The following is a 17600-nucleotide window of genomic DNA, read 5'->3' on the forward strand; positions in this document are numbered from 1 at the left end:
AGGGCGAGTACGGGCTCGAGCCGCGCAACACCTTTCGATAAAATCGAAAGATGAGCGCGCTCCTCGAGATGCAGACGTTTCTGGAGATCGTCGATCGCGGCAGCCTCAGCGCGGCCGCGCGCTCGCTCGCGACCGTGCCGTCGACCGTCAGCGCGCGGCTCGCGGCCCTGGAGGAGCGGCTGGGCGTGCAGCTCGTGGTCCGGAGCACGCGGCGGCTCCGCCTCACCGAGGAGGGCGAGCGCTACCTGGTCGACTGCCGCCGCATCCTCGACGAGATCGAGCGGAGCGAGGCGTGCATCCGGCGCGGGCAGAGCTCGCTGCGGGGCAGCCTGCGCATCACCGCGCCCTCGGATCTCGGGCGCGGCCGCCTGCGCGCCGTCCTCGAGGCGTTCCTGGAGGCGCACCCGCGCATCAGCGTGTATCTCCACCTCTCGGACGAGGTCGTCGACCTCGTGCGCGGGGGCTTCGACGTGGCCTTGCGCGTGGGACCGCTGCAGGGGAGCAGCCTGACCGCGCGCAGGCTCGCCACCGGGCACCGGGTCGTGTGCGCGGCGCCCGGCTACTGGGCCCGGCACCCGCGGCCGAGCGCGCCGGGCGAGCTCGCCGACCACGAGTGCCTGCTCTGGAACGCGGAGGGCCGGAACGAGGCGACGTGGACGTTCGCGGCGGAGGGCGAGGGGACGCAGGCGGTGCGCGTGCGCGGGCGGCGCAGCTCGAGCGACGGCGAGCTGGTGCGCGCGTGGGCGCTCGCGGGCCTCGGGGTCGCGCAGAAGTCGTTCTGGGACGTCGAGGGCGACCTCGAGGCGGGCCGGCTCGAGTCCGTGCTGAACCGGTTCGTCCGCGCGGCGGATCTGTCGGTCGTCTACCCGGCGGGCCGCCATCTCCCGCGCCGCGTCCGCGCCCTCGTGGACCATCTGGTGGAGAGCTTCCGCGGGCGATGAGATGGCGGCGCGGCGCCCCCGGGGGCTCTGGAGGGCGGCCTCCGGCGCGCGCGGCGGCGCGGGATCGGGCGCCACGCCCGGATGAGCTCGCAGGTCGTGATGGAACCTCGTGGTGATCCGTGAGAGAGCACGCGCATGAGACACATCCTCGATCGCTCGATGGGGCTCCTCCTGGCCGCCGTGCTCTGCTGTGCTGCGTGCAGCGCCTCGCGGAACGAGCCTCCCGGCTCGAACGCGCCGCCGGCGCCGGATCCGGCCACGACGACGCCCACGGCCACCCCGACGGACGACTCGATCGCGGTGGGCAGCGACCCGTGCCAGAGCGACGCGGACTGCGTGCCCGTCTGCGGGTGCCACCCGGCCGCCTGCGTCGCGAAGGCCACGGCGCCCGCGTGCGAGGGCGGGATGATGTGCACGCAGGAGTGCCGGCCGGGGACGATGGATTGCGGCGGCGGCTGTCTTTGCCACGAGGGCCGGTGCGCGGCCCGGCTCGTCAACGCGCCGGCGGCGCGCTGAGCCGCGGCCCGGGCGGGGCGCGCTGTCCCGGCGCTGCTCGCGGGCGGCGCGTCACAGCATGTCGGGACGAAAGAGCCGCCGATAACGGCGCGTGTTCTCCCCCGAGAGCATGAAGATGCCGTCGCCGCGGTAATGGATCGTGCGCGGGTAGCGCGGCGTGGTCGCGGCGTGCGCCTTGACCACCTCGAAGATGAAGAAGTTGTAGGTCTTCACGAGCCGCGCGTCCGCGAGCCGGCACTCGAGGCTCGCGTAGCACTCCGCGATGAGCGGCGCCCCGACCGCCGCGCCGGGGACGGGCGTGAGCCCGAAGGCGGAGAACTTGTCCGTGTCGCGGCCCGAGCAGTTGCCGATGCCGACCACCGTCTCGGCGAGCTCCGCGGTGGGGACGTTGATCGCGCACTCCTTGCTCCGGCGGATCAGCTCGAAGCTGTGGTTCGCGCTGCTGATGACGCACCCGACCAGCGACGGCGCGAACTCCATGACCGTGTGCCAGCCCATGGTCATGATGTTGGTCTCGCGCCGCCACGCCGAGCTGACGAGCACGATCGGGCCGGGCTCGAGGAACCGGCGGATCGCGGCGACCGGGAAGTCTTTCTTGGGAGCTGTCTTCATGGGCGCGTCGCGCCGCTCACTCGGATCGGAGCGACGCCATGTCGATGGAGAAGCGATACTTCACGTCGGACTTGAGCAGCCTCTCGTAGGCTTCGTTGACCTTCTGGATGGGGATGCTCTCGACGTCTGCGGCGATGTTGTTCGCCGCGCAGAAATCGATCATCTCCTGGGTCTCGGCGATGCCGCCGATGTTCGAGCCGGAGAGGCTGCGGCGCCCCATGATGAGCCCGAACGCGGCGACGCTCAGGGGCTTCGCGGGCGCCCCGACGAGGGTCATGTTGCCGTCGCGGCGGAGCAGGTTGAGGAAGGCGTTGACGTCATGGTCCGCGGAGACGGTATCGAGGATGTAGTCGAGGCTGCCGGCGTGCTTCTGCATCTCGCTCGCGTCGCGGGAGACGACGACCTCATCGGCGCCGAGACGCAGGGCGTCCTCCGTCTTGCCGTGCGAGGTGGTGAAGACGACGACGTGCGCCCCGAACGCGCGGGCGAACTTCACGCCCATATGGCCCAGCCCGCCGAGGCCGACCACGCCGACCTTCTTGCCCTTCTCGATGCCCCAGTGGCGCAAAGGCGAGTACGTGGTGATCCCGGCGCAGAGGAGCGGCGCCGCGCTGGCGGGGTCGAGGTTCGAGGGGATGCGCAGGACGTACCGCTCATCGACGACGATGCTGTCGGAGTAGCCGCCATACGTGACGCCCCCGAGGTGCTTGTCCGGGGAGCCGAAGACGATGATCTGGTTCGGGCAGAACTGCTCCAGCCCTTCCATGCAGCTCGAGCAGGTCCTGTCCGAGTCGACGATACAGCCGACCGCGGCGAGGTCGCCGGGCTTGTACCTGGTGACCGCCGAGCCGACCTCGGCGACGCGGCCGACGATCTCGTGGCCCGGTACGATGGGGTAGACCGTGCGGCCCCACTCGCCGCGGGCGGCGTGGAGGTCGGAGTGGCAGATCCCGCAGAAGAGGATCTCGATCTGCACGTCGTGCGCGGTCGGATCGCGCCGCGGGATCTGGGTGGGGGCCAGCGGCGATGTCGCGCTGGCGGCGGAGTAAGCCTTTGTGGTGTACATGGTTCGATGCTCCTCGTGACCGGGGTTGCTCGCGGCGTTCAGCGGTCGATCGGCTGCGTGTGGGCCTCGGACGGGCGACGCCTTGCGCGCTTTGCAGGACCTCTTCTCGGTTCCTGTCTCCGTGGGTCCGTGCCGTCGAGCCCCGCGCACGAAGAAACCTACGCCCCGGTCCCGCCGAGGGCCAGGCGCCGGGTCGAGGTGGAGGTCGTCGCCGAGGACCGCTTCCGCGGAGGAGCCGGTCGGTTCATCGCTCGCCCCTGGCGCTCGCCCCTGGTCGCCCGCTGAGCCCGGCAGCTCCTCGACGCCCGCCGGCCCGGCTGAACGCGGGCGGGCTGGGCGAAGAAGCGGCGTCGCTCATCTTCCAAATGCTTCGTCGAACTGGCGCTGGAATTCGGCATCCATCTCGGCTGCCGCTTCAAATACCAGCTCGGCGTAGGGCTCGCACTCGCGACGTAGCGCTTCGTGCTCCTTGAGCGCAAGGTAAGCGTCCGGCTCGTCACGCAGCTGCTTGGCTCTATCTCGCCAGCGTTCCAGCGCGGCCGCATGAAACTTCTGTTTGTAGGACGCCTGGAACATTTGTCGTTCTTCGTGGTAAAGGTGAGAGTCCTGTGGTGGTGCTGCGGCGTCTGCTCGCGAGTCTATGTGAGTAAGCCATGCTGCGCGCGACTCGAGTTCTAGCAGCAGCTCGTCTTTTGATTCGTGTCGCGGCGCTGCCTTCATCAAGAAATCCAATGTGCCGGAGATTGCCTCGACTCGCCAGAACATCGACGTGAAAAGTGCGCGTTGGAGCGACGTGCTTGGTTGTGGTCTAGCGTTCCGAAGCGATTGGCTGGCCGGGCCAAATATTTTGCCGTGGTCGTGCGGTGCTGCGGGTTGTCCTGCATGTTTGAGGAAAGCCCCGCGGTATGTCTCGTCAGGGAATGACCTGGTGAAGCTGTGGCGCTCGTGCGTGAGCAGTAGGTCGCATGCGAGGAGGTAGTACTCTGATGCGATGGGTTCGATGATTTCTTCGTAGGCAAGGCTGACGTGGTATGGCTCGTTTCGGTAGGAGTGGCAGTCGAGGATGAAGTCGCGCTGTGGCTCGTCGATGTAACCTAGGCGGGCGCAAAATTTTGGCTTTTCGTCGAATCGCTGTCCCAGCGCAGCCTTGCGCTCTTTGCGGCTGAGTTTCACCTGGCCGAGCTTGGCGAGGCTTGCGTCGGCCTTGCATGCATCCTCACACCATCCGTGCAAGATCAATTCGACGATGTTGTCGATGGGAATGAGCGCGAAGCGTGCGTGTGTCGGAGTCCGCTGATGAAGCTGCTGGGCCGCAAGATCTAGTTGCTCTGTGACACGTGAGATGAAATCCATGATTGTCTCCTTCGCTGCGCCGGCTCCGCACGGGTCATGGTGCGCTCGGTAGGTGCCCCGCTATGGTGCGATGGATCTGGCCGAAGTCGACCTGCCTTCCCGCGGCCGCCCATTTTACAGACCTGCCACCCGAAGGTTACAGCACCGTAGGCAATGCAGGCGAGGACGTCGTCCTCCTCGATCCTGTGCTCGGCGATCACATCCTGGACGGACATCCCGCTGGCGAGGAGGTCGATTGCGAGCGATGCCCAGATTCGGTGCCTGCGGATGTAGGCCCGGCCGACGCAGACGTTCGGGGCGACGAAGATCCGGTCCAGTGAGGGCCCGTGCCCGGCGTCGGGGCACACGCAGGTCGTACGGCGTGACCGATCCGGGGAGTTGCCCGGATTTTGAGAGTGAGACGCGTCTGCTCTGGCCCCTGCGGGACTTACCGCACGCGCCTGGCACGCCGCCTCAGGACTCAGCATGGCCGTACCTACCCGAGAGACTACCCGATGCCCTCAGTCACCCATGAAGCCCTGGTGGAGCTGTTCAAGAACCGGCCGACGCTGGCCGCCGAGATGCTGCACGACGCGCTCGGCGTACAGCTCGGCGTCGACGTGGACAAGCCGTACGTCTGGCCGGTCTACGTCACCCAGACGAGGGCCCGGCACCGCTGTCCGACCCGGCTGCTGGTCGTGACGATCGGCGCGGCGATGGCCCAGTGGTGCTCGCGGCCGATCGACACGGGCCACCCCGGCTTGACCCTGACGCCGCTGGTGCTCGGCCCGGCGCGCCTCGCGCGTTCGCCGGCGAGGCCATATCCACCCCCACCCCACGCTGGAGACCTGCGCGCCCGCCACCAGGTGGCACGCGGCCTTCGACCACGTGCCTTGTGCCTTGTGCCACGTGGCACGTGCCACGTGCCGCAATGCGCGCCGGGTAGCGAGAGCGGGCAGCTTCGGCTCGCCGGCCATCTCACCGCGCCCTGCGGGGAGGCGCGCGCGCTGTGGCACGGCCGCTGCTTTCGCGGTGCGCTGCTGCGAAGGGGCCGCCTTCACGTCACAGCCAGCCTGCAGGCCCAGAGAGAGAGACCGATGCGTCACTGGTTAACATTGCTTGGATCCATCGTCCTGGTCGGCGTTCCAATCACCGCCGATGCGCAGAGCACTCCATGCAGAGGCGAAGCTCAGATCTTTGCCGTCTCGCGGTACCGCGAAACGGCAAATGAAGCGTCGATCTTCGTGTACGACGGCGACCACGCTTTCTCCTTGCGCGGCGACGACTACGGCGAGCCCTATCACGCCACGGCCATCACGTTCGCCAACATCGACGAAGATCCGGACCTCGAGCTCATCGCGGGGCGCAACTCGCGCAGTTGCCTGCTGGGCTGCGACGTCCAGCCGCGCCTCGTCGTCTACGACGACAAAAACAACGAGTTCAAGCAGATCGCGACGCTGGGCGAGTGGGACACGAGCAAGGGCGTGACTGCCCTGGCAGCGGGCGATCTGGACGGCGATGGCAAGGACGAGGTCGTCGTCGGCTTGAACGAAGCGACCGATGACGTGCCGGCCAGGGTGCTGATCCTGGATAACTTCACCCGCGATGGCGGGAACCCCCATTTCCAGACGATCCTCGAGCAGCGCGAGAACCCGGAATGGGGCCCGGACTACTACGTGACGGGGCTCGACGTGCGCGACATCAACGGAGACGGTCGCGCCGAGGTCGCCATCTCCAGGGACAGCCCGTGCGGTATCACGTGCGGCGGCATCGGGCTCCGCGTCGAGGTCGCGAACCTGGATAGCAGCGGCGAGCTCACCACCCGCTTCAGCGCGGGTAATGGCGTGTTCGGCAATGACACTGTCGTGCTCGGGGTCAAGCTCCTCGACTTCGACGGCGACGGCAAGGGGGACCTCGCGGCGATCGCGGAAGGAGATCACGGCGACCAGCGCGTGTTCGTCTTCCCCGGCGCGCACGACCAGATCTTCATGCCGATCGACTTCGACGCTCCTTTCGACCCCGGCAGCAGCAACTGGGACGGCGACCTCCAGGCCATCTCCATCAGCTCCGGGCACATGAACGATGATCAACGGGAAGAGCTGGTGATCGGGCGGAGCCCGGGTGACAAGCGCTCGAAGCTGGTGATCTACAGCAAGAACGCCGACGGGAGCATCTCCGAGACCACCCGCGGTCAGGACTGGGGCGGAGACGTCGGCGCGAACGCGGTCGCCGTCATCGACACGGATCTGGATGGCCGGGGCGAGCTCGTGTTCGGGCGCACCGACAGCCCGAACCCGAGGTGGGGCGTCTACGACGACCTCGACACAGGCGTTGCCTACCGGAAAGGGGGTACCAGCGACTGGTCCGAGGACGAGGACTACTACATCACCGACATCGCCGTCGGCGACAAGCTGTGCACCATCCAGGGCGAGTCGCACCCCGTCCCCGACTCGATCGCGGACGCCAACGACGAGATGGACGACCGCTTCCAGAAGCTGCTGCGGGTGTGGATGCGCACCTTCGAAGGCGACTGGGACAACTTCGGGACCTGGGACAGGGCGGCCCTCACGGGCTTCCGCCGCATCGGCGCGGGGCTCGCGGCGCTCGTCCATCTACCCCCGGAGGACACTCTCAGGCCACCGAACGACTTCCCGGAGCGCGTCGAGCGCTGGCTCGTCAAGAACGCGCACATGCATGAGGACGTCGGTTCGAAGGCGGACTTCGATTTTTATCTCATGGGCGCGATGACGCTGCTGAACGCGTTCGGGGACACGCCGCTGCTCACAGACGCGTCCGTCAAGGCGCTCCTCATGTACACGAAGCGGACCCCGGCGGGCTGTGAATCCTTCCTCCAGTACGAGAACAACACCTACCCGCCCGGCCGTTACGAGCTCTTTTGCACACCCCAAGTCCCGTACGCCGGAGACAGGGTGCGCAAGCTGGTGTACGAAGCGCCACTCACGGATGCGTTGGGGTTCACCATCGACGTTCCGGAGACGGAGAACCACGTCCTCATGATCAACACCTGGATCTACCTGGCCAACCAGTGGATCCGCAACAATCCACGGCAAGATCCGGACATCCAGGCCCTTCACGACTGGAGCCCGGAGAGGTACGTCAACGACGGCACGGAGCTCGAGCAAGCGCTGCTCGCCATCCTCGGACGGGTCACGAAGAACGGCTTGTTCGAGACCAACGCGCGCCCGTACCAGGGCCTCACGCTGCGCGCCTTGATGCAGCTCGCGGGAAACGCCGAAGGCGAGAAGGTGCGAACCGCCGCGCGCAACGCCGTGGACTACATGGCCGCCATGGTCGCCTTCCAGTCGTACCATGGCAAGCGCTATGCTCCGATGCGACGTCAATGGGAGTACAGAGACCGGCTGGCGCTGTACTCGGGCGACTATCCGCCGATCATGTTCGGTATCCTGACGGGCGCGTATTCGTTCAACGATGATCCGGAGTGCCCGAAGTGGGCTCGCAACTGCATGTGGTGGAACGGCGGAGATCAGTACAGAGGGTTCGCCCTCGAAGCCGTGCTCAGCGGCTACCAGGTGCCGGAGCTGATCCACCACTTCATGCTGAAGCCGGACAACGAGCAGCCCGGGTTCGGCGCGTACACGCGCGCCGCGGCGCGCTACTCCACGCAGTTTTACCGCATCCACGGGCCGGCGCGCTACCCTGCGCCCAACGTGATGGGCGACCCGTACCTCGACTCCATCGCGCGTGATCCGGACCGCATCCTGGAAGAGATGCTGATAGAGCAAGGCCGGTATTCCGGGACCTGGAATTACGAGCCGGCGCTCGAGCACTACTTCTCCACCGGCGACTTCCTGAACAGCTCGGGCGGCAGGTACCGGCCGTTCGACAACGCGGGACTGGATAGGGTCCCGGGACTGGGTCCTCTCCCGGGACTGATCTCTGAAGAGGATATCGAGGATACGATGCCGGAAAAGAAGCACGCGCACGACTTCGTCGCGAGGCCGAGCGTGCTGCTGCTCCCGGACGATCACGGTAACTGGGATGTGCCCGAGGCCCAGCGCTTCACGCCGATGATGAGAGGGAACGGCTATACCTCGAACAACGGGCCCGTTTACAAGAACGTCACGCTCGGCTTCGATCCGCATGAAGACTGGCCTGTGCGGACGCCGGATGGCTGGGACCCGAGCGACGTCGTCATGCTGGACAACGGGTCGAGGGCCAAGGTGATCACCAAGCCGGACGGCAGCCTGCACCTCGTCGTGGTCTCCTTCCCCGTCATGCACGGCGGTCTGTGGGAGGTCGTCCCTGGTCATTGGGGCTCAGGCACCGAGGAGGTGGGCGTCCCGGCCGCGGAGGTCCTGAGCGCGGTCGTGTCGAGGAACGCCGGCCTGGCGGCGCAGGGCAACACGCTCCCCTACCAGACGGTGGTGAGCAACGAGCGGCTCGACATCGGCATCTCGGAGGAGGAGTCCCTGTTGTGGATCGACAAGATCGGTAACGCCCCCGCGGGCGCGGTCGATCCGAAGGTGTGGGAGGAAGTCATCGATTTCCCGCTGCTCTTGGTCCAGCAGGTCGACGCGGACTACCAGTTCACGGGGGTCGAGTACGTGCGCGCCATGGGCGACGGGCTCGTCACAATCCACAACCCGCACCTGAACTCGACGTTGATCCTCGACTCGAGGGACCACCAGAACCCGGACCGCAACGGGGACCTGCCCACCCAGGTCCGGTTCGACGGGAGCTGGCTGCCCGCCCAGCCCGGCTCCGCCGCGTACAACGCCGACGGCAGCGGCTTCACCATCACCCCGAACGGCGCTGGCAACGCCCGCATCAGCCGCGAGTACCCGCGCGAGGGGACGAGCTGGACGCCGGGGTCGGTGCGGTTCTCCGTCGCGGTCACCGGCAACCCGACCCGCAGCGCCCGGCTGAAGGTCACGCTGAGCGCGGCCTCGACCGGCACCGTCCAGCTCGGCTCGACCGTGGTGCTCGCCGACGTCCTGACGGCGGGCGAGACGGACGTGCTCTTCAACGTCCCTGCCGCCACCCTGGCGGCGCTCCAGCAGACGCAGGAGCCGGTCACCCTCGCCATCGACGTCGCGGGCGCTGCCGGCGCCATCGTGGACGTCAAGTCGCTGCGGGCCAAGACCTATCGCACCACGCCGCTCGGCCAGGCCCTCGTCGGCCGCTGGGACCACCCCTGGACGACCACGACCAGCAACTCGATGATCCCGGTCGCGACCGTGGGCGAGAGGTCGCAGCGGGTGTGCGGCGCGGGCTCCCGCACGCTCGAGAGCCCGCCCTTCACCCCGAAGGACTTCACCTGGATCTCTCGCCACCTCGCGGTCGACGTCCGGATCCCCACCGGCCTGCCGAACCCGGCGTGGCAGGGATCCGTGCAGCTCTACTACCATGATCGGCCCGAGGACACCGTGTCCCAGTTCGCCGGGCAGTTCGATCTGACCGGTTATCCCGCGGGCGAGTGGGTCACGGCGCACTTCACGCTCCCGGAGCCGGTCTTCGCCGCCCTCCAGGAGACCGACCGCGGCTCCACCCTGCAGGTCTCGCTCATGGCCGACCCGGCGAACGGCGACTGCTTCCAGTTCGACAACGTGCGGTTCATGGGGGAACTCCAGTGGAACGGGACGATCAGCTTGCCCGCGAACGACGGGCAGTTCGTGCCGGTCACCACCGCCGCGCGCGTCCTCGGCTTCGAGACCGCGGATACCTGGCACGTCGTGCAGGGGACCTCGGCGGGCCTCGTCGAGTCGCCGAGCCAGCCGGAGGCGAACGCGCTGTCGGTCGCGGTCTCGAACTACACCGTCATCGAGAGCACGTCGTTCCCGACGAGCGAGCTCGCCTCGTTCGGTCCGACGCTGAAGCTCCAGGTGGTGTCGCCGCCTCCGGTCAACCCCGGCTGGGCGGGCGATGCCACGATGTTCCTTGAGTGCATGGGCGCGAACATGTCGCACGCGGAGGTCGCGACGAACACCGTCCCGCTGCCGCAGGGCTCGGGCTCCCACGTCGTCAGCTTCACCGTGCCTCCGGCGGGTCTCGCGCTCCTCGCCCAGGACAACGAGTGCCAGCTCCGGCTCGCGATCAACGGCCCGACCAACGCGGGCACCTACGTGATCGATCACCTGCGCTTCGCCCCCTGACACAAGCGCCCCGCAGGGCCGCGCGACCCCGCGCGGCCCTGCCCGCCTCGCGCGCTCTGCGGCGAGGCCATCCCCACCCCCACCCCGCGCTGAAAACCAGCGCGCCCGCCGCCGGGTGGCACGCCGCCTTCGGCCACGTGCCTTGTGCCAGTCGGCACGTGCCACGTGCCGCGATGCGCGCCGGGGAGCGAGAGCGGGCAGCTTCCGCTAACCGGCCATCTCGCCGTGCCCTGCGGGGAGGCGCGCGTGCAGTGGCACGGCCGCTGCTTTCGCGGTGCGCTGCTGCGAAAGGGCCGCCTTCACGCCGCAGCCAGCCTGCAGGCCCAGAGAGGGAGACCGATGCGTCACTGGTTAACATTGCTTGGATCCATCGTCCTGATCGGCGTTCCAATCACCGCCGATGCGCAGACCGAATGCCGGGGCGAAGCTCAGATCTTCGCGGTCTCGCGGTACCGCGACACCGAGGACCAACCGTCGATCTACGTGTACGACGGCGACCACGTCTTCACCGTGCGCGGCGACAACTACGGCGAGCCCCATTACGCCACGGCCATCACGTTCGCCAACATCGACGGCGATCCGGACCTCGAGCTCATCGCGGGGCGCAACTGGCGCAATTGCGTGAACTGCGACGTCGTGCCGCGCCTGGTCGTCTACGACGACAAAACCACCCATTTCAAGCAGATCGCCACGCTGGGCAACTGGGGCACGAGCAAGGGCGTGGAGGCCCTGGCGGCGGGCGATCTGGACGGTGACGGCGACGACGAGGTCGTCGTCGGCTTGAACGAAAGCACCGATGGGCTGGCGGCCAGGGTGCTGGTCCTGGACGACTTCATCCATGACGGCGACAACTCCCGTTTCCAGGTGGTCCACGAGCAGCGCTCGAACCCGGAATGGGGACCGGACTACTACGTGACGGGGCTCGACGTTCGCGACGTCAACGGAGACGGTCGCGACGACGTTGCCATCTCCAGGGACAGGCAGTGCGGCCTCGGGTGCAGCGGCATCGGGCTCCGCGTCGAGGTCGCGACCCTGGATGGCGGCAGCGGCGATCTCACCACCGTCTTCAGCGCGGGCGACGACGTGTTCGGCGACGCCCCCGTCGTGTTCGGGGTCAAGCTCCTCGACTTCGACGGCGACGGGAACGGGGACCTCGCGGCGATCGCCGAAGGAGATCACGGCGACCAGCGCGTGTTCGTCTTCCCGGGCGAGCACGACTTCCTCTCCCTGGACATCGGCTTCGGGGCTCCTTTCGACCCCGGCAGCAGCAACTGGGACGGCGACCACCAGGCCATCTCCATCAGCTCCGGGGACATGAACGGGGATGAAAGGGAGGAGCTGGTGATCGGGCGGAGCGGCGGTGACCAGCGCTCGAGGCTGGTGATCTACAGCAAGGACGAGAACGGGATCATCTCCGAGACCACCCGCGGCCAGGATTGGGGCGAAGACGTCGGCGCGAGCGCGGTCGCCATCGCCGACACGGATCTGGATGGCCGGGGGGAGCTCCTGTTCGGCCGCACCGAGAGCCGGAACCCGAGGTGGGGCGTCTACGACGACCTGCTCACAGGCGTCGTCTACCGGAAAGGGGGGACCACCGACTGGGACGAGGACTACTACGTCACCGACATCGCCGTCGGCGACAAGGTGTGCGCCATTTACGGGGATCCGCACCCGATCCCCGGCTCGGTCGCGGACGCCGACGCAGAGATGGGCGACCGCTTCGAGAGGCTCTTGAAGGCGTGGATGCTCACCTTCAGGGGCGACTTCACCAACATCGGGACCTGGGAAGACGCGGAGACCGCGAGCTTCCGCCGCATGTCCGCGGGGCTCGCGGCGCTCGTCCACCTGGACGAAGGGGACGCGCTCAGGCCGCCGGAGAACTTCCCGCAGATCGTCGAGGACTGGCTCGTCAACAACGCGTATTATAGCGCTGACGTCGGATCGGAGACGGACTTCGATTTCTATCTCATGAACGCGATGACGCTGCTGAACGCGTTCGGGAATACGCCGGAGGGCTCGCAGCCGCTGCTCACGGACAAGGCCGTCAATGCGCTCCTCTTGTACGCGAAGAGGACTCGGGCAGAGTGCGCCAACATGGGCCTGCCCCCCGAGGACGTTCTCTACAAGATTCGCTGCACCCCCTTCGTCCCTTACGCCGGAGACAAGGTGCGTAAGCTGATATACGAAACTTTCTGGGTGAACGTCCCGGAGACCGAGAACCACGTCCTGATGATCAACGCCTGGATCTACCTGGCGAACCAGTGGATCCGCAACAACCCACGACACGACCCGGAGCTCCAGGCCATTCACGACCTGAGCCCCGAGAAGTACGTCAACGACGGCACGGAGCTCGAGCAAGCGCTGCTCTCCATCCTCGGCCGGGTCACGAAGAACGGCTTCTTCGAGACCAACGCGCGCCCGTACCAGGGCCTCACGCTGCGCGCCTTGATGCAGCTCGCCAGCCATGCCGAAGGCGAGAAGGTGCGGACCGCCGCGCGCAACGCCGTCGATTACACCGCCGCCATGGTCGCCTTCCAGTCCTACCACGGCAAGCGGTATGCCCCGATGCGGCGTCGCTGGCAGTACAACAACGTCCTGGAGCTGTACACCTCCGACTATCCGCCCATCATGTTCGGCATCCTGACGGGCGCGTATTCATTCAATGATGATCCGAATTGTCCAGAAACCGCTCGCAACTGCATGTGGTGGAACGGCGGAGACCAGTACAAAGGGTTCGCCCTCGACGCCGTGCTCAGCGGCTACCAGGTGCCGGAGCTGATCCACCACTTCATGCTGAAGCCCGACAACGAGCAGCCCGGGTTCGGCGCGTACACGCGCGCCGCGGCGCGCTACTCCCCGATGATGTACGAGATCCACGGGCCGGCGCGCTATCCGGCGCCCAACGTGATGGGCGACCCGGACCTCGACGCCATCGCGCGTGACCTCGACTGGAACCCGTCGAGCGTGCCGAGCGAGCATCTGGAAGGCATCCTCCGCCCTTACCGATACGAGCCCGCGGCCGAGCACTACTTCTCCACGAGCGACTTCCTGAACAGCTCGGGCGGCAGGTACCGGTACTTCGAGAACGCGGGACTGGGGCCTATCGACAAGGCTGTCGAGGATACGATGCCGGACAAGAAGCACGCGCACGACTTCCTCGCGAAGCCGAGCGTGCTGTTGCTCCCCGGGGATCAGGGCAACTGGGGCGTGACCGAGGCCCAGGACGTCACCCCGATCATGAGAGGGAACGGCTACAGCTCGAACAACGGGCCCGTGTACAAGAACGTCACGCTCGGCTTCGATCCCCAAGAAGACTGGCCTGCGCGGACTCCGGTTGGCTGGGGCTTTACCGACGTCGTCATGCTGGACAACGGATCGAGGGCCAAGGTGATCACCAAGCCAGGCGGCGGCCTGCACGTCGTCCTGGTCTCCTTCCCCGTCCTGCACGGCGGTCTGTGGGAGGTCGTCCCTGGTCACTGGGGCTCGGGCACGGAGACGGAGAGCGTCCCGGCCGCGGAGGTCCTGAGCGCGGTCGTGTCCAGGAACGCCGGCCTGACGGCGCAGGGCAACGTGCTCCCCTACCAGACGGTGGTGAGCAACGAGCGGCTCGACATCGGCTTCTCGGAGGAGGCGTCCCTGATGTGGATCGACAAGATCGGCGGCAACCCCGCGGGCGCGTTCGACCCGCGGCAGCCCCAGGAGATCATCGACTTCCCGCTGCTCTTGGTCCAGCAGGTCGACGCGGACTACGGGTTCACGGGGGTCGAGTACGTGCGCGCCATGGGCGACGGGCTCGTCACAATCCACAACCCGCACCTGAACTCGACGTTGACCCTCGACTCGAGAGACCACCAAAACCCGATCCGCATCGCTGCAGGGGACGCGGCCGCGGACCCGCCCAGCCAGATCCGGTTCGACGAGAGCTGGCTGCCCGCCCAGCCCGGCTCCGCCGAGCAAAACGCCGACGGCAGCGGCTTGACCATCACCCCGAACGGCGCTGGCAACGCCCGTATCGACCGCGAGTACCAGCGCGAGGGGACGAGCTGGACGCCGGGGTCGGTGTGGTTCTCCGTCGCGGTCACCGGCAACCCGACCCGCAGCGCCCGGCTCAAGGTCACCCTGAACGCCGCCTCGACCGGCACCGTCCAGCTCGGCTCGACCGTCGTGCTCGCCGATGTCCTCACCGCGGGCGAGACGGACGTGCTCTTCAACGTCCCTGCCGATACCCTGGCGGCGCTCGAGCAGACGCAGGAGCCCGTCACCCTCGCCATCGACGTCGCGGGCGCTGCCGGCGCCACCGTGCACATCAAGTCGCTGCGGGCCACCACCTACCGCACCACTCCGCGCGGCCAGGCCAGGGTCGGCACCTGGGACGATCCCTGGACCACCACGGCCAGCAACTCGATGAGCCCTGTCGCGACCGTGGGCGCGACGTCGCAGCGGGTGTGCTCCTCGGGGTCCCGCGCGCTCGAGAGCCCGCCCATCACCCCGAGGGACTTCACCTGGATCTCTCGCCACCTCGCGCTCGACGTCCGGATCCCGACCGGGCTGCCGAACCCGGCATGGCAGGGCTCCCTCCAGCTCTACTACCACGATCGGCCCGAGGACACCGTGTCCCAGTACGCCGGCCAGTTCGAGCTGACCGGCTACCCGGCGGGCGAGTGGGTCACGGCGCACTTCACGCTCCCCGAGGCGGTCTTCGCTGCCCTCCAGGAGAACGACCGCGGCTCCACCCTGCAGGTCTCGCTCATGGCCGACGCGGCGAACGGCGACTGCTTCCGGTTCGACAACGTGCGGTTCATGGGGGAGCTGCAGTGGAACGCGGGGACGAGCCCCGGCGTGGACGACGGGCCGTTCGTGCCGGTCACCACCGCCGAGCGCGTGCTCGGCTTCGAGACCGGGGACGCCTGGCACGTCGTGCAGGGGACCACGGTGAGCCTCGTCGAATCGCCGACGAATCCGGAGACGAACGCGCTCTCGGTCGCGGCCTCGAACTACACGGTCATCGAGAGCACGTCGTTCCCGACGAGCGAGCTCGCCTCGTTCGGGCCGACGCTGAAGCTCGACGTCGTGTCGCCGCCGCCGGTCAACCCCGGCTGGTTCGGCGATGCCACGATGTTCCTGGAGTGCATGGGAGCGAACATGTCGCACCAGGAGGTCGCGACGAACACCGTCCCGCTCCCGCAGGGCTCGGGCGCCCACGTCGTCAACTTCGTCGTGCCTCCGGCGGGTCTCGCGCTCCTCGCCCAGGACAACGAGTGCCAGCTTAGGCTCGCGCTCAACGCCCCCACCAACGCAGGCACCTACGTGCTCGACAACCTGCGCTTCGCCTTCTGACACAACCGCCCCGCAGGGCCGCGCGACCCCGCGCGGCCCTGCGCGCGTAGCGCGCCGCCCCGAGCTCCGCGAAGCCCTCATGGGCTACGCCTCATCGACGCGCCCGCGCGCCGAGACGCGGCTCGGCTGTCCCCTCTGTCTGACGTCACGGCATGTCGGGACGAAAGAGCCGGCGATACGGGCGCGCGCTCGGCCCCGAGGGCGTGAGCGCGCCGTCGCCGTCTTGATGGCGCGCGCGCGATCAGCGGCGCCAGGCAGCGCGCCTCATTTGATGCCGGTCGTGCCGCCGCTGAAGGTCACCGGCCCGTCGCCCATGTCATCGTAAAGATAGCAGTGGTTCTCCAGGCCACCGATGTGGCTGTAGGCGATGCACTGCGAATCGTGCTCGCAGGCGTACTTGCACTTCCTCAGGTCGCCGGACACGAGCTCGTAAGGCCATCCGTTGATGAGCTTGTTTTGCAGCGTCTGCGAGTATGTGCCGCTCCCGGTGTACCCGATGTTGTCGAGGACCCAGTTGAGATAGTAGAGCGGGCTCGTGTACTTGTTGCGCGTGGCGAAGGCGACCCATTGATAGCCGAAGAGAACCCCGGACAGGCGCTGCCCGTGGGTGAAGATCGGCCCGCCCGAATCTCCCTTGTTGACGCGATCGTCGTTGGTGTAGAAGTATCCACCATCCACGTTGTCCGAGTAGAGGCCGTTCGTCGCATACTTGAGCAGGCTCGTCGGGTTGGCCGCGTCGTCATGCCGCCCGCGGCCGACCTGGGTGCCGGTCCCGTCTTCTCCGGGGTAATTGAGGTCGATGGCGGCCACCACAGAGGTCGACGGGATGGGGCTCGCGAGCGTGAGGACCGCGATGTCGGCGAAGTTGCCCGAGCTGTCGTCGAGCTCGTCGTTCCACGGATCCACGCCGGGCCTGAAGACAACGTCGGTGACGTCGGTGGCAGGCGAGTCGGGCGTGTTGCTGGTGCTATAGAACCGCACCTTCGTGGTCCCCGGGACGGGCAGGCAGTGCGCGGCCGTGAGGACATGATTTCGGCTGACGATGACGCCGGTGCAACCGCCGAGCGACACGACCCGCTGCCGCATCCACGCCGTGGCGGCGGACCCGTTGATGATGGCGCTCGATTCGCTGTCGACGAGCTCGGCCTCGTCGCCGCCGGCGGCGAGATCCGCCTCGTCGTCGCCTGTCGCGCCTTCGGCCACACAGGCCGGCGCGAAGGCCGCGCACGCGAGGAGGCCGAGCGTTGCGTACATGCGGTGAAGCCGGTTCGAGGTGAAGAGATTGGTCACGAGATTCACTCCTTGCATCCCAGGCTGATTTGCCGTTGATCCGGCTGCCCAGCGTTCCCGAGGGCGCGCCGCGATCGCGTGTCTCGCCGCTCGCGTTTGCACGCGCCGTGCCGAGCGCAGTCACCCGAATATCGAGGCGGGACCACCGCGGTATCTGCGACGGAAGCTCGGCCGATCTCCGAACAACGCTCGAAGCTCGGCGGCGATGCTACGCTGGCACCGCTGGCACCGCTGGCACCGCTGGCACCGCGCTGCGGCGTTCGGAGGTGGGCAGCTCGGCACCACCCCCGAGCAAGGACGAACGTGACCGTGATGATGGGTGTGACGGAGCTCGTGGGACGCGAGCTCCGGTGTCGTGCGCGATGGGCGCGG

9 protein-coding genes are annotated in these 17600 nt (G+C 67.7%); 4 read left to right on the forward strand and 5 right to left on the reverse strand.

Annotated features, from left to right (window positions below; all coding sequences use genetic code 11):
* The first annotated feature begins 50 nt into the window (after positions 1-50).
* Entirely contained in the window at positions 51-941 is an 891-nt protein-coding gene (locus WMF33_RS05210; protein WP_437336097.1) for a LysR family transcriptional regulator, read from the forward strand.
* Between the two features lie 135 nt (positions 942-1076).
* Positions 1077-1457, forward strand: a complete 381-nt coding sequence (locus WMF33_RS05215) for a hypothetical protein (protein WP_437318172.1) — start codon at positions 1077-1079, stop codon at positions 1455-1457.
* A 51-nt stretch (positions 1458-1508) separates the two neighbouring features.
* On the opposite strand, the gene WMF33_RS05220 is transcribed toward WMF33_RS05215, so the two are convergent.
* The 4 genes from WMF33_RS05220 to WMF33_RS05235 form a co-directional block, all read right to left on the reverse strand.
* The gene (locus WMF33_RS05220) at positions 1509-2069 is read right to left on the reverse strand and encodes a flavin reductase family protein (RefSeq protein WP_437336098.1); all 561 of its coding nucleotides are present in this window, start codon (positions 2067-2069) and stop codon (positions 1509-1511) included.
* Between the two features lie 16 nt (positions 2070-2085).
* On the reverse strand, positions 2086-3135 hold the full coding sequence (locus tag WMF33_RS05225) for an NAD(P)-dependent alcohol dehydrogenase (RefSeq protein WP_437336099.1): 1050 nt from the start codon (positions 3133-3135) through the stop codon (positions 2086-2088).
* A 354-nt stretch (positions 3136-3489) separates the two neighbouring features.
* Positions 3490-4488, reverse strand: a complete 999-nt coding sequence (locus WMF33_RS05230; RefSeq protein WP_437336100.1) for a hypothetical protein — start codon at positions 4486-4488, stop codon at positions 3490-3492.
* The gene (locus WMF33_RS05235; RefSeq protein WP_437336101.1) at positions 4455-4955 is read right to left on the reverse strand and encodes a DUF433 domain-containing protein; all 501 of its coding nucleotides are present in this window, start codon (positions 4953-4955) and stop codon (positions 4455-4457) included. Before WMF33_RS05235 ends, WMF33_RS05230 begins: the two co-directional genes overlap by 34 nt.
* Positions 4956-4982: 27 nt before the next feature.
* On the opposite strand from WMF33_RS05235, the gene WMF33_RS05240 reads away from it, so the two are divergent.
* Positions 4983-10601 carry an FG-GAP repeat domain-containing protein gene (locus WMF33_RS05240; RefSeq protein WP_437336102.1) on the forward strand — a complete coding sequence of 1873 codons (5619 nt, stop codon included), beginning with the start codon at positions 4983-4985 and terminating at the stop codon, positions 10599-10601.
* 339 nt (positions 10602-10940) lie between these two features.
* Entirely contained in the window at positions 10941-15938 is a 4998-nt protein-coding gene (locus WMF33_RS05245) for an FG-GAP repeat domain-containing protein (RefSeq protein WP_437336103.1), read from the forward strand.
* A 264-nt stretch (positions 15939-16202) separates the two neighbouring features.
* On the opposite strand, the gene WMF33_RS05250 is transcribed toward WMF33_RS05245, so the two are convergent.
* A complete protein-coding gene (locus tag WMF33_RS05250; protein WP_437336104.1) occupies positions 16203-17228 on the reverse strand; it encodes a trypsin-like serine protease in 1026 nt (341 codons plus the stop codon).
* Positions 17229-17600: the final 372 nt, after the last annotated feature.

Origin of the sequence: Sorangium sp. So ce394 (assembly GCF_051474665.1) — a bacterium.
GTDB classification, from domain to species: Bacteria; Myxococcota_A; Polyangia; order Polyangiales; family Polyangiaceae; genus Sorangium; species Sorangium cellulosum_D.

What these genes read in the sequence shown, in the direction of transcription:
- WMF33_RS05210 (WP_437336097.1), top strand. Translation starts at nt 51, where the DNA reads ATGAGCGCGCTCCTCGAGATGCAGACGTTTCTGGAGATCGTCGATCGC.
- WMF33_RS05215 (WP_437318172.1), top strand. Translation starts at nt 1,077, where the DNA reads ATGAGACACATCCTCGATCGCTCGATGGGGCTCCTCCTGGCCGCCGTG.
- WMF33_RS05220 (WP_437336098.1), bottom strand. Translation starts at nt 2,069, where the DNA reads ATGAAGACAGCTCCCAAGAAAGACTTCCCGGTCGCCGCGATCCGCCGG.
- WMF33_RS05225 (WP_437336099.1), bottom strand. Translation starts at nt 3,135, where the DNA reads ATGTACACCACAAAGGCTTACTCCGCCGCCAGCGCGACATCGCCGCTG.
- WMF33_RS05230 (WP_437336100.1), bottom strand. Translation starts at nt 4,488, where the DNA reads ATGGATTTCATCTCACGTGTCACAGAGCAACTAGATCTTGCGGCCCAG.
- WMF33_RS05235 (WP_437336101.1), bottom strand. Translation starts at nt 4,955, where the DNA reads ATGCTGAGTCCTGAGGCGGCGTGCCAGGCGCGTGCGGTAAGTCCCGCA.
- WMF33_RS05240 (WP_437336102.1), top strand. Translation starts at nt 4,983, where the DNA reads ATGCCCTCAGTCACCCATGAAGCCCTGGTGGAGCTGTTCAAGAACCGG.
- WMF33_RS05245 (WP_437336103.1), top strand. Translation starts at nt 10,941, where the DNA reads ATGCGTCACTGGTTAACATTGCTTGGATCCATCGTCCTGATCGGCGTT.